Source organism: Spirosoma endophyticum, from assembly GCF_900112365.1.
GTDB classification, from domain to species: domain Bacteria; phylum Bacteroidota; class Bacteroidia; order Cytophagales; family Spirosomataceae; genus Spirosoma; species Spirosoma endophyticum.
The window spans coordinates 1-11,883 of sequence record NZ_FOLQ01000052.1 but is presented as its reverse complement, the minus strand read 5'-3'; the positions used below and the strand labels follow the sequence as shown (position 1 = coordinate 11,883).

The window sequence follows — 11,883 nt, the reverse complement described above, 5'->3', positions numbered from 1 at the left end:
GTGGTGTCCAGTATGCCTGCACTGAATTTCGGGATCAGTTGAGAGGCCTGCCTGTCGTGCAAAGTATGAGTCGTAAAGGCAATTGCTGGGACAATGCAGTAGCTGAGAGCTTTTTCAAAACATTCAAAAGCGAATTAGTGAACCATACTGACTTTCCAACGCGGGCCGCTGCCCGGTTAGCCACCTTCGAGTATATTGAGGGCTGGTATAATCGTCGGCGGAGACATTCAAGCTTGAATTACCAAACTCCCGCTCAACAGGAATCTTATTTTTACACCTCTCAGATGGCTGCCTGAAAAATATCTCCAGTATACTATTGCAAGTCCAATCTAATTAGCTAAAGCTACCAATCAATTAGTGTCCGAGGAAAGCGCCCCTTAGCCAAATCTGGAGAATTATGGCAATTACCTCAGCAAGCGCCAATCGGTCTGGTAGTGATCAAGGCAGTTTTTTAACATTCTTGAAGTAAACGGAATGATCCTTACCCTGGTCATCCCTGACCTTAATCCGCCTGCCATTGGTCTGTCCAATCACGGTGGCTTCATAGCGACCTCGATAAAAGCTGCCTTTCGAGACGCGGATCACTTCCACCCGGTCGCCAGGGTTGATCTCAAGTTTCATAGTTTACCCACATCAGTTTCTATAAACATCCAATGCTGACTCCGAGTTGTTACCCTAAATTATCTAGCTCAATCGCGTAGTGTTGCCCCTTGTCATGAGGGGCAATATCTTTACAACCCAATATAAATAAAAGACCCCGCCAATTACGACGGGGCTTTTAGTTATTAGATTCGTTAACGCTCATAAACGTACTCTAAGCCCTCATGTTGTCATTTTCTTGTAATTACTATGGCTTATCGTAGATGGTGTCTCTAGGGGTCTAATTTGCTGTTAAACACCTGGTTTGAGTAAGAGAGGAAGTCGATTCAATCCTTTTTGGCACGCTTCTTATAGGAACTGGCAGGCTGGCTAAGTTTTTTGGCGTTCTGCTTGAGTAGCCTGTGTAGTTCTTTATCTCGGGGCACGAAGGTCGTGGAGCGGTCTTGACTGTTCAGAGTTCTAATCCAGTATTGGTTATCCGAAGTATCGGGAATGGCCGTGTATTGTTGTTGATTCATGACCAAAGGTAGTGCTTAATCAGCCAAGAAAGAGAAGGTATAGGCTATGTATAAAACGGTGATACCATCCCCATTTTCTTTTATTGCTATCATTGGTTAATAGCGAGGGGACAGTGGTAAGTAGGTTGGTAGTTTGCTTACTGGTCTAAAGTCAATCTAATTATAGTCTCATCAAATCCGATTTACTACCTCTTAACGGGTTACCTTTACCCGCTTACATATCTGTAAATCAATTAATTACAGCCATTGAAGAAAACTAGTTAGGCAAGCGTTCGGCGATCAACCTTTTTATTGACGGGAAGTGGCCAAACTAGTTCATCTGCTACACGCATGGCTTGACCGCTCTTAGCGCTCTAGGAACAGGTCGTCTTCCGTGGTAAAAAGTAACTGCTCATCACGGGTCAAGTCGAGCCGTAAGGTCACCCGACCGGCTCCTTCATAGAAGCCTAAGGGTTTGAGATCATACGTGATACTGGTTACCGCAAAGTGATGAATATCCTAGCGCTCTTTAATCACACTGACCACCGTCGGAAATTCTAGAAAAATTCGCATCACTTCAGCCTGAAAATAGGGCTTGTTATCAATGTCCACAACGATGGGATCAGCCAGTGTGTGATAGGGAAGGTTAACAACCAGGGTGTCGCCCACCCTGAAGGGGACCTCACCAGGTTCGAGGCTTAGTTTCATACGATTTGGATATTTGGTGTAAGAAATAGCCGTCGGCCGCTGTCCCATGCCGGACAGCGACGTACCGGTATAATACGTTTCTGTACCTGATGTCTAGCGGTACCAAAAAAGCAGGAAAGTTATGCTCAACGGTCAGAAGCCGTTATGAGCAGATCATGCCCTTTCGCGTTCAATTCCCAATCCGAATGGTCCTGGTTCCAGCTGAAAAGAAGTTCCCGTTCGACAAGATTTCCATGATCGTCCGTAACGGTAAATTTGACCGAATGGCGAAAATTACCCGAAGGCTCATTGGGTAAACTGTCAAAGGCTTTCACTAGCTCATCTAGGTTAAGCTGTAAGTTAAGCAAGGGTTGGGTGTTCATTTTCATAGCGGTAATATTTTAGAAGACGGTTTATTGGCTTGAATTGAATAAAAAATGAAGGAGCCAACTACTGACCGTAGTTGGCTCCCAATGGCATAACCTTGAGTAAATCAACGGTCTTAAAACCGTCATCGGCAACAACTGTTTTTTTGTGTAGTTACGGGTACCTTGTGCGCATTTGCCAAATCGGATGACCAGCCTATTAGGCTTCGTTTATATAGTAACAAAAGATCACTTTCGCCTCTTGCTTCTAATACTGCTGATCAGTAGACCCTTTTTATCAACTCCTATGACCGAATACCAAACCCCCAAAGATCGGGCCTATACTAACACCCTGCTGAAGGCGGCTCCCCAAGAGTCCTCCGCCTTTATGAACCTCAAACACACTGCCGAACGAAACGATGGCGTAATTCCGATTAAGTACCGGGAATTAATGTCGGTGGCCGTAGCCCTAACAACTCAATGTGCTTATTGTATTGAATCCCATATCAACAATGCCGTCCAGGCGGGAGCTACCCGGGAAGAAATTGCCGAAACGGTCTTCATTGCAGCCGCGCTTCGGGCGGGTGGAGCGGTCGGAACGGGTTTAATGGCCATGCGTTTGTTTGAGGAAGCCAGTTCGGCTAGCCAATAAGCGCACATCCGTTGCTGTTTCATCCCACGCTTACCAAGCACTATACCAACCTAGCGTGGGCTGCTTTGTAGCAAACGAGCCTTCTGTTAAGCACTTGTAAGCGGTTCAATCATGTACTCCGTTTATCGAAAGGCCACCCGTACGAGTGGCCTTTCGATTCCCATTTTTATTTCAACAGCCTTGATTATCAAGGCCTACAAAGATAGTTTTTCTAACTAATATGACCAAAAACAACTTGTTTAACAATTCTGCAAGGGTCGTTCAAGCTTTGTAAAATACCCCGAGAATGTAGTATGTTTGGCCGATGAATCGACGTATTACCCTTGCTGATCTTGATAGCTCTCCTCACAAAGAACTGATTCAGTCACTGGTCCTTGAGTGGATTCATGCCGAACGACTGGCCCAGGGGCTGACCTATGAGGATTATGTGACCGATATTCGTATTCTGCTATTGACCACGCAAAATCCCGATCGGACAAGGGCCATTCTTCATTCAGTGCTTGACCAAGCAAAGGCACTGGACAAAACATCAGCCTGGGTGGAGCAGGAACTCAAGTTTGAGGGTATGATTCACGGGGCCGACCGGGCCGACTTTTTGCGACTCGATCTCAGCCAGGCAAGTGAGGTCGAAGATACAGCACTCGATTCATACAATGAACGGATAAGCCGATTTCTCCACCATGACTAAGAAATCAACCGCCCGGCCGATACGTCGGAGTGAGACCGTCTCCACCGTGGCCAGCTTGGGCTTAACTAAATACGTAGCGTATTATCGCGTATCGACCAAAAGCCAAGGTGAATCCGGTTTGGGCCTGGAGGCTCAGCGGTCGGCTGTGTCCGGGTTTGTGGAAGGTTCGGACCGCCGAGCCGTTATACGAGCCGAGTTCACGGAAGTAGAATCGGGGAAAAAGAACCAGCGTGTTCAACTGGCTGCGGCCATTGATCGGGCCAAGAAAGAAGAGGCTGTCCTGGTCATTGCCAGGCTTGATCGCTTAAGCCGTAATGCTTCCTTCATCTTTACGCTCAGAGATTCGGGGGTTAACTTCCAGTGCGTCGATATGCCGGACGCTAATACGTTAACCATTGGCATTTTTGCTACATTGGCCCAACACGATCGCACCGGCGACCCGGCGAGAATTAATTAGCTCTCGTACCAAGGCCGCACTCCAAGCTAAACGCGCTCAGGGAGTCCAACTCGGTAAGCCCGAAAACTTAACGCCTGAAGGGCAACGAAAAGGGGGAGAAACCACCCGGTGCAATGCACTAGCCAATGAAAATAACCGCCGGGCAGCATCCATGATTACTATTTTACATCAGGCAGGCTGGAATCTTACGCAGATTGCGGCAAAGTTAAACCGGGCTGCTTTCCGAACCGCCAAGGGTAGTCAGTTTCAAGCTACTCAAGTAATGCGGTTAGCTAACCAACAGGCCAATTCTTAACCTAATCAGACGGTCGGCCGTTGCCGCCACTTTTCCAGGCCTACGGCAATGCGCAAAGCGCGCTGCACATCTTCCCAGTAATAGCCGCTGTCGTAGCCCGTAGACAACCGCCGGGCGGCCGTTGCCGTCGCAGATAGTCAAAAAGTCATTAGCGGCATTAAAGCGCAGCTTCTCGGGAGCTGGTTGATCCGGGAGCTGATCGGATACGCCTTCCATAGCTGTAAAGTTACGTCTAAGAGATTATGAAAAAGCCTCACTAGTTCAAACTAGTGAGGCTGAAGACGCATAACAGATATAAAACGTGGATTGGCTTGTTTTATTGTGTACCTCGAAACAGAAGAGGCCTTATTTAGCACATTCTTGCGGTGATTTATTTACTGGTTACTAGGTAGCATCCCTTCAACGGACGTTTGTAAAACGCCATAAACGAATGGAGGCCTTCAAACATACCCTTTACTAAGCTTGGAATAAGCTATAATGCTTAGCCACAAGGGCATTGGCTCGTCGGTAGGTATTTACTAGCCGAGGATACCCCCCGTGATGGGAATCAAGACCAATAAGCCATTGCCCAACCCATGTACCAGGTAGGAGGCCCAACTACTGCCCGTTTTCTGAGCGGCGTAGCTCACGCTTAAGGCCGTGGGCAGCAGTTACACCACATACCAGGGATAGATGGGCAGATGAAACAGCGTCCAGAGCAGCCCATGTACCAACCAACTCCACCGGCCATAGACCAGCTGTTGGCGAGGCAATAAATACCCTCGAAACCAGAGTTCTTCGCCTAACAGGTTAAATACGAGGAGAAACAGGGCGTAACTAATCAACAACCACCATTGGCCCGCCAAGGAGACGCCCATAAACTGGGTCAACGAGGCCGTTTTGGGCGTGAGCGGATTGAGCACATCGGGCAGAAAGGCAGGTGGTCGAAAAACCGCTACTCGAGCGATGGCCTGGGCCGTGGGAATCAGCAATCCCGTCAGCAGAAAGCCCAGTAGAAACAACCCAATGGTCCAGCCCCAGGCTTTAGGGGGCAGGCTTTGAAAACAGAGTCGGTCTTGAAAGGTAGTCCTAGTTAGGGGGTAGCCATCCTGGTGGAGTGCCAGTCCGGTAGCGCCCATCAAGGCGGTGAGGGCCAGTGAGTAGCTGCTGATAAATGCCCAATAGGGGCTCACCCCCGCGTGGCGTAAGAAGGGCATGAGTTGATACACGCAGAGGCGAAAGGTCAGGGCTGATAGCCCAAAGTAGACTAGAGCCAGGGGTAGAGTAAGGGGTTTAATGAGTGGGCGTTGGGGAGCATCAATGGTAGCTTTCATTGGCGAGACTGGGTAAGGCCGGTAAAGTAGCTAAACCGGACCACCTCACTAGATATGTAAAGACCCCATGAACTTGTTACGTTAGTTTGTTTGGGTCAATCCTCATGGATCAATCTATTGTCCAGAAGCCCCTAAGAAACCCCTTTTTGTAACTTGTTTCATAAGTCTTGTGCCGATTAGGTTGCCGCCCAAACAAAGCCCACTGCCTCAGGTTATAGCCCACAGACGTCCTACTTCGTTTGTTGCCTCACTTCGCCTGATGCTATGTCTTCCTTCTCAATCAATAAAGTGAGCCCCCAGGGCCTGTTAATTGCCATTGGCATTGTTTTCGGCGATATTGGCACTTCACCCTTATACGTCCTGGCGGCCGTTACGCGCGGGCACCAACTTACCGAGACACTCGTGCTGGGTACGCTCTCCTGCATCTTCTGGACCCTAATGATTCAAACCACCATCAAATACGTCCTGATCACCCTTCAGGCCGATAACAAAGGCGAAGGGGGCATCTTTTCCCTCTACGCCCTGGTCCACCGATTCTCGGGCCGATGGCTGATCATTCCCGCCATTGTGGGCGGCGCTTTTCTGCTGGCCGATGGCCTCATTACGCCCCCTATATCGGTCTCTTCCGCCATTGAAGGCCTGCTGATCTTCGATCCTAAGCTGGAAACTGAGCCCATCGTCATTGGCATTCTGATTGGCTTATTTGTTATCCAACAGTTCGGTACCCAACTTCTGGGCCGACTCTTCGGACCGGTCATGCTCATCTGGTTTAGCTTTATTGGTGTTATCGGTTTTTTAGCCCTGCTTCACCACCCCTCAGTACTTTTGGCTCTCAATCCCCTCTACGCGTTTCGGCTCCTGACGCAGTATCCCGGGGGCTTCTGGCTATTGGGTGGGGTGTTCCTGTGTACCACCGGGGCCGAAGCCCTCTACTCGGACATGGGCCACTGCGGTCGCGGTAACATCCGGGTGAGTTGGGTCTATGTCAAACTAAGCCTGCTGCTCTCCTACGCGGGGCAGACTGCCTATCTGATGAATCACCTGGGCAAACAGGTGGGGGAGACGAGTCCGTTTTACAGCATCGTGCCCGCGCCGCTCACCGTCTTTAGTATCATCCTGGCGACGCTAGCCACCATCATTGCCTCCCAAGCCCTCATCAGTGGGGCCTTTACCTTGGTGGGTGAAGCCATGCGGCTCAACTTCTGGCCCCGTCAGCGCGTGGCCTACCCCTCCGACGAGCGGGGACAGCTCTACGTGCCCTTCGTCAACTGGGGGTTGATGATTGGCTGCATTCTGATCGTGTTGCATTTTAAGGAATCCAAGAATATGGAAGCCGCTTACGGATTAGCCGTTACCCTAACGATGCTCATGTCCACGGTGCTGATCAACGCCTATTTGCGCATGAAAAAAACCAATGCCCTACTGACCACGCTGGTGACCGCCTTGTTTCTGATTGTGGAGACCACTTTCCTAATCGCCAATATGGTCAAGGTCGAGGAAGGAGGTTGGATTTCGATTACGCTGGGACTATTGTTGATGGGGATGATGGTGTTCTGGTATCAAGGCGAAACCATTACGCATGAGTTCATTCACTATGACTCCCTGCCGGGTAACCTACCCGTGCTCAAAACCCTCAGTAATGACGTGAGCCAGCCTAAGTTTGCCACCCACCTGGTCTACCTGACGTCGGCCGATGACTATCACCAGATTGAAGCCGAAACCCTGTTCTCGATTCTGAACCGGGCTCCTAAGCGGGCTGACATTTATTGGTTCATTCATCTGTGTGTGCAGGATGAGCCGTATGGCATGCGCTACAAGGTGGATACGCTGGCGGCCGAAGATGTCTATTTTGTTACCTTTTACTTAGGCTTCCGGGTGGAGCCCCGACTCAATTTTCTGTTTCGACAAGTGGTTCTGGACATGGTGGCTGATCAAGAAGTAACCATTGATACCCCCTATCGGTCCTTAAATGTCCATCGCATTGCGGGCGATTTTCGATTTGTACTCTTTAAACGATTTTTGTCATATGATAATGAGCTAAGCACGTACCAACAGCTGATCATGCGGGGCTATTTGTTGTTGAAGCGGATTGCCTTATCGACCAAAGAATCCTATGGCTTAGATACGAGCAACGTCGTAACGGAGGCGGTACCCCTAGTACTGAGGCCGATTAAGCGCTTGGATTTAGAGCGCCTGCCCTCCGAGCTTAGCCATCCCCTCACACCGCCCGTTTAACGACAATCTAGCTACCCAGCTTATATAACTTACAGAGCGTCATCAGATAGCAATTAATGGCAGATTGTTGGCCAGCTGTAATGGGCGTACGCTACTCCTCGTCTGTTCCCAAAAAAGCGAAAGACTACACATTTCGTTACTAGGAATATATGCCCCATGCATATGTGGTGTAGTGAATGGTTTACCCAAAAAATCGGCTCAATGATGTAGCCGATTTTTCTTTTACTACAGGTAGGGACAATGGGTTTTGCTGAATGGCTGACAAATCTTGGGACGCTAGTGCTCAGAATTGATTGACGATAGCTGGGATTAATCCAACGCATTCCCTCAACCTACGGTAGAATTTTGTACTTCCGCGCGGCGGCCGCCCTTTCCAAACGACAAGTTGGCCTGTTCTCAGGACTTTTATAGATTGGCTGATCTTAGAATAATCAGTAGCCTAATCTCTCATATGTAACTGAATTAGGAATAATACAATTTCTGGACAATTACCTGCGTTCATTTCGCCGGGATTGGTACCCTAGAAATTGCCTCAAAACGGGTTTATTACAATAGAAGTACGACAAGGAGGAACGAGCGGGACTACTCAGCGACAAAAGGCCTACCGACTTGTTCGCTTTGCCACCTAGAGTAGAAATGGGCCTACCTTAATGGGCCATCAAGGTCGTCAATACGAGTTGGTAAGGTTCCGCCGATACACTGATTTCACCCCAGTAGGGATGATCCAGAACCACCAATAAAAAGACCAATAACCCGATCATCCCCGCTAACACCCCCGTTAATAAGGCATGAAGCCGGTAACTCACCACGACAAAACAGTACGAAAAGCCAATAGTCGCCACCGCGCCCAACAGCACAACCAGCCACAAGACCCCCGGCACCCCGTTTTTAAGGGCCTCCTGTCGTTGTCGGCGGAGATCAATCAGGCTGTTATAGGCCCGAAGGGTTTCGCTGTGCACCACCAACTGCTCGTTGGTCAGGCCCCGTTGATGGAGTAACCGTTTTTGCAACTGGTTCAAAACGACCGTCTCGGAATCAGGCAAGAAACCCTGTCGCTGGGCAGGCCAGGACTGGGTAACAATTACGGTGAGATAGTCCCGGAGTTGTTTGCGCATCGCGTCGCGTGTCGTGTCAGGATAAGCGGCCAGGTCCCGGTAAAGGACTGCCGTGGCGGACGCTTCCTGAGATGCGATGAGGGTAGCCTGATTATAGCTGCCCCAGGCGGCAACGGTCAACAAACCCAACAAAAGCCCATAGAGCAAGGATACAGCTGAAAAAAACCAACCTACGGTGCCATTATCAATCGAGTCGGCGGCTCCGGAGCGGTGTAGGCGTCGGTGGGTAAAGGAGAGTCCCAGTAAGGCAAGACCCAAGAAAAGGGCAACAATGAGCAAAGCCAGTGACCAGGTAGGTAAGTTATAGAGCCAACGCATAGAATGGGAATTAAGACAACCAGCAACGTCTGCTTTTTGTCGAATAAATAGTGGGCGTATTAGCCGCCTTTAGGACAATATTAAGCTGGCGTAGGTACTAAAGGTAGCGTATATTTCAGTGCTGTCTGAGGCCAACCGAGGCTATATCACGTATATCTATTGCTTATGGTATTTTACAAACGTCCCTTATAAAATCGCCATTCCCATTAAAATAAGCTTTTAGTCCATAAAATTGTCTCGCAAACTCAGTCTTGCTGGGAAAGATTAGACCATGCGGTAGCTGCCTTGAACGATCCGCCGTGGTGGCTACTCCCCTATTTGGTTAGAAAGAAAAAGGGGTATCGGTATGATACCCCTTTTATGGGTGTAGATTCCCCAGCCTTGAGATTATCGGGGGAGGGGATCAGTATGCCCCGCATCATGCTTTTGGGCGTGATGCTCAGCCGCGGCTGTGGCATGTTGGTCGGCTAAATTATGGTGACCATAGGCCACATAAGCCTCATGCGCTTCTTTCTCATGCTCCCCGGCTTCATGTAATCGCTGGGCACTTTCGTGATATTCAGCCGCTTTACGGAAATGATAGGCGGCTTCTTTGTGATGGTCGTGTGCCATGAGAGTTTGTGTTTTGTTGTCTCTAGTTAACCAGATCTTATTGGTATGGTTCAACCCCACCGGAAAGCCCTCTGTTTATCTTCCTGAAAAGGGTTTTTTAACACCGTATTTGTTCAACTATAAACGAGCGTTCACACCGCAATAGCTGACCGAACTTACTTGGTGAGCCTTTGTTCACAAGCATACGTCCGTCCATCGACTAGTTAACAGAGTTGCTAACTACATACCAATAGCCAATCTAGATATGACCTAAAATTGTATTATACCACTATAGCAAAAATAAGGCTATCGCCCCTCTCCAATTCAATATTTTGTACTTTTCATAGTGGCTGTTCATAAAAGGCAACCTTTTCGTGAACGGTTTCTGGCTTTTAAGACAAGGGGCTGAGTGTCTCCTTGAGTTAGAACAAGCGTTCATTTGGCCAAGGGTTTTAATGAACGATTTCCTGACGACGTACATAATGTATACAACTTGCTGATTAACAAAAAGATGGATGGTTCATTTAAATAGAACTTCATGCCTTTAAATGAACGAATTCAAGAAATCATTACAATTGGGCAATTTAAGTATATTGGGTTTGGTGGGACATGGGCTCTACGTGGCGTATATACCCTGAATGTGTCAACTACACTTATATTGTAAAGCACCGAAACCTAATATATCAATGACGTACTCATTGGTATAAGTACATATAGTATTTAAGTGCCAACAAATGGAAGGAGTTCCTATGAATATATGGATTTAACTCAAATTAGATGATTTTCTGAAAGAAACTGGCGGACAAAATATCGGCACATACCGGCATAAACACTTTCTGATTTTGTAAACAGTTTTAACTCGTCAAGCTCATCCTGAAGTATTTGCTGCTGGTCGACTGATTGATCGTCATTAAAGCGTTCTAATTCTCGTTTGACCCGTGTCATTTGTTTGAAAAGGAGCAGTAATGTCTTCTTACGTTCTTTAACAAGTACCACTCGTTGCAATACATATACATCTATCGATTTCTTCCCTTTATCAGTAATAGGAATGATCACACCCTCATTATTATCGTATTGAAAATGTTCCTCAGGCTTGTCTTTACAGGGGTTAAGTAAAAGCCTGACAGCCTCTTCCTGAGCGAACGAAGCTGTGTGGTGAATAAGACTTTTCGTTTCGTCTGAAAGTGGGAACTGGTCTAATTTTCCGTATGATTTCAATGGGGTAACGCCGTAAAGCACGTGCTTTCTGCGCTGGTTGCAGAAAAGACACGATAGCAGTAAATTATCCCAATCATTGGCTAACCAATAATAGCCAGGATTCTTAGGTGATTTTTCACTGACCTGTAACTTGGGGCGAAAGTGCTCTATATCGCCATCGTAAACGTGGTCGTACATGCTTTCACAATAGGCGCATTTCACAAAAACCTTTTTTAGCTCGTCCTTTAATTTGGTGTCTCTGTATTCCACGAAGTCAAATGATACTGTCTGACCAGGAATGGCATAGTGAGCAATGGCTTTCTGAGTTTCTACGAGCCATTTGCCGACAGGGTCAGCTAGAAAGGCAGGGGCGGGTGGACGTGTAATGGCAATCATAACCAGTCAAATTGAGTAATCATGGTCTTAACTTTTTCTACGGCGTCTTTTTTCAAAACCTCTTTGGTTTTAAAGCCATTCTCCCGGATACCTTTAGCAAACGTCTCATCAATGGCCTGATACAGGACTTGTTCCTGTGGGGTAGTCCCTAATATATCTTTATCGGCTAGTGTCCTGATCCCCTAAATGTGAGCCAGTGAAAAATAGAGTAAAAAACTTAAATTTCACTGGTAATTGGAAAGGGAATGAAAGCAGGACGATTTAGTGAATCGCAGATCGTGGCGATTCTTAAGCAACAGGACAGCGGCCAAACGGTCGCCCAAATCACGCGGGAACATGGCGTGAGCGAAGCTACTTTTTATAACTGGAAAGCTAAGTACGGCGGCATGCAGGTCTCGGAAGTGAAGCGGCTCAAGGATCTTGAGGAAGAAAATAGGCGCTTGAAGAAGATGTACGCTGAGTTGAGTTTGCAACACG

Annotated in this window: 14 protein-coding genes; 7 read left to right on the top strand and 7 right to left on the bottom strand. The window is 47.9% G+C overall.

Annotated features, from left to right (window positions below):
- Positions 1-296: integrase core domain-containing protein (locus tag BM202_RS35735; protein ID WP_143100885.1), on the top strand; the 296-nt coding region annotated here is incomplete at its 5' end.
- Between the two features lie 142 nt (positions 297-438).
- On the opposite strand, the gene BM202_RS35730 is transcribed toward BM202_RS35735, so the two are convergent.
- The 3 genes from BM202_RS35730 to BM202_RS35715 form a co-directional block, all read right to left on the bottom strand.
- A complete protein-coding gene (locus BM202_RS35730; RefSeq protein ID WP_093835277.1) occupies positions 439-621 on the bottom strand; it encodes a hypothetical protein in 183 nt (60 codons plus the stop codon).
- Between the two features lie 995 nt (positions 622-1,616).
- Positions 1,617-1,805 carry a hypothetical protein gene (locus BM202_RS35720; RefSeq protein WP_143100884.1) on the bottom strand — a complete coding sequence of 63 codons (189 nt, stop codon included), beginning with the start codon at positions 1,803-1,805 and terminating at the stop codon, positions 1,617-1,619.
- 125 nt (positions 1,806-1,930) lie between these two features.
- Positions 1,931-2,173 carry a hypothetical protein gene (locus BM202_RS35715; RefSeq protein WP_093835271.1) on the bottom strand — a complete coding sequence of 81 codons (243 nt, stop codon included), beginning with the start codon at positions 2,171-2,173 and terminating at the stop codon, positions 1,931-1,933.
- Positions 2,174-2,456: 283 nt separating this feature from the next.
- Here BM202_RS35715 and BM202_RS35710 point away from each other — a divergent pair, with 283 nt between their 5' ends.
- The 4 genes from BM202_RS35710 to BM202_RS38980 all read left to right on the top strand — a co-directional run bounded on the left by BM202_RS35710 (position 2,457) and on the right by BM202_RS38980 (position 4,241).
- Positions 2,457-2,801 carry a carboxymuconolactone decarboxylase family protein gene (locus tag BM202_RS35710; RefSeq protein ID WP_093835269.1) on the top strand — a complete coding sequence of 115 codons (345 nt, stop codon included), beginning with the start codon at positions 2,457-2,459 and terminating at the stop codon, positions 2,799-2,801.
- Positions 2,802-3,105: 304 nt separating this feature from the next.
- Positions 3,106-3,489: a hypothetical protein gene (locus BM202_RS35705; protein WP_093835267.1), complete on the top strand. Its 384-nt coding sequence runs from the start codon at positions 3,106-3,108 to the stop codon at positions 3,487-3,489.
- Positions 3,482-3,946 carry a recombinase family protein gene (locus BM202_RS38985; RefSeq protein WP_317039749.1) on the top strand — a complete coding sequence of 155 codons (465 nt, stop codon included), beginning with the start codon at positions 3,482-3,484 and terminating at the stop codon, positions 3,944-3,946. The genes BM202_RS35705 and BM202_RS38985 overlap by 8 nt, the downstream gene beginning before the upstream one ends.
- Entirely contained in the window at positions 3,894-4,241 is a 348-nt protein-coding gene (locus BM202_RS38980) for a hypothetical protein (RefSeq protein ID WP_317039748.1), read from the top strand. The genes BM202_RS38985 and BM202_RS38980 overlap by 53 nt, the downstream gene beginning before the upstream one ends.
- Positions 4,242-4,891: 650 nt before the next feature.
- Here the strand turns inward: BM202_RS38980 and BM202_RS35690 are convergent.
- Positions 4,892-5,554: a CPBP family intramembrane glutamic endopeptidase gene (locus BM202_RS35690; protein WP_093835265.1), complete on the bottom strand. Its 663-nt coding sequence runs from the start codon at positions 5,552-5,554 to the stop codon at positions 4,892-4,894.
- 264 nt (positions 5,555-5,818) lie between these two features.
- Between BM202_RS35690 and BM202_RS35685 the strand changes: the two genes are divergently transcribed.
- Positions 5,819-7,789, top strand: a complete 1,971-nt coding sequence (locus tag BM202_RS35685) for a KUP/HAK/KT family potassium transporter (RefSeq protein ID WP_093835263.1) — start codon at positions 5,819-5,821, stop codon at positions 7,787-7,789.
- Between the two features lie 647 nt (positions 7,790-8,436).
- Here BM202_RS35685 and BM202_RS35680 read toward each other — a convergent pair.
- The 3 genes from BM202_RS35680 to BM202_RS35670 form a co-directional block, all read right to left on the bottom strand.
- The gene (locus BM202_RS35680) at positions 8,437-9,222 is read right to left on the bottom strand and encodes a bestrophin-like domain (RefSeq protein WP_093835261.1); all 786 of its coding nucleotides are present in this window, start codon (positions 9,220-9,222) and stop codon (positions 8,437-8,439) included.
- Between the two features lie 387 nt (positions 9,223-9,609).
- Positions 9,610-9,834 carry a hypothetical protein gene (locus BM202_RS35675; protein WP_093835259.1) on the bottom strand — a complete coding sequence of 75 codons (225 nt, stop codon included), beginning with the start codon at positions 9,832-9,834 and terminating at the stop codon, positions 9,610-9,612.
- 747 nt (positions 9,835-10,581) lie between these two features.
- Entirely contained in the window at positions 10,582-11,406 is an 825-nt protein-coding gene (locus BM202_RS35670) for an HNH endonuclease family protein (protein ID WP_093835257.1), read from the bottom strand.
- A 245-nt stretch (positions 11,407-11,651) separates the two neighbouring features.
- Between BM202_RS35670 and BM202_RS35665 the strand changes: the two genes are divergently transcribed.
- A partial coding sequence (locus BM202_RS35665; RefSeq protein WP_143100883.1) for a transposase occupies positions 11,652-11,883 on the top strand: 232 nt, incomplete at its 3' end.

Coding starts and splice junctions, on each gene's coding strand:
- BM202_RS35685 (WP_093835263.1), top strand. CDS start 5,819: ATGTCTTCCTTCTCAATCAATAAAGTGAGCCCCCAGGGCCTGTTAATT.
- BM202_RS35720 (WP_143100884.1), bottom strand. CDS start 1,805: ATGAAACTAAGCCTCGAACCTGGTGAGGTCCCCTTCAGGGTGGGCGAC.
- BM202_RS35715 (WP_093835271.1), bottom strand. CDS start 2,173: ATGAAAATGAACACCCAACCCTTGCTTAACTTACAGCTTAACCTAGAT.
- BM202_RS35730 (WP_093835277.1), bottom strand. CDS start 621: ATGAAACTTGAGATCAACCCTGGCGACCGGGTGGAAGTGATCCGCGTC.
- BM202_RS35680 (WP_093835261.1), bottom strand. CDS start 9,222: ATGCGTTGGCTCTATAACTTACCTACCTGGTCACTGGCTTTGCTCATT.
- BM202_RS35705 (WP_093835267.1), top strand. CDS start 3,106: ATGAATCGACGTATTACCCTTGCTGATCTTGATAGCTCTCCTCACAAA.
- BM202_RS35675 (WP_093835259.1), bottom strand. CDS start 9,834: ATGGCACACGACCATCACAAAGAAGCCGCCTATCATTTCCGTAAAGCG.
- BM202_RS35710 (WP_093835269.1), top strand. CDS start 2,457: ATGACCGAATACCAAACCCCCAAAGATCGGGCCTATACTAACACCCTG.
- BM202_RS35690 (WP_093835265.1), bottom strand. CDS start 5,554: ATGAAAGCTACCATTGATGCTCCCCAACGCCCACTCATTAAACCCCTT.
- BM202_RS38985 (WP_317039749.1), top strand. CDS start 3,482: ATGACTAAGAAATCAACCGCCCGGCCGATACGTCGGAGTGAGACCGTC.
- BM202_RS35670 (WP_093835257.1), bottom strand. CDS start 11,406: ATGATTGCCATTACACGTCCACCCGCCCCTGCCTTTCTAGCTGACCCT.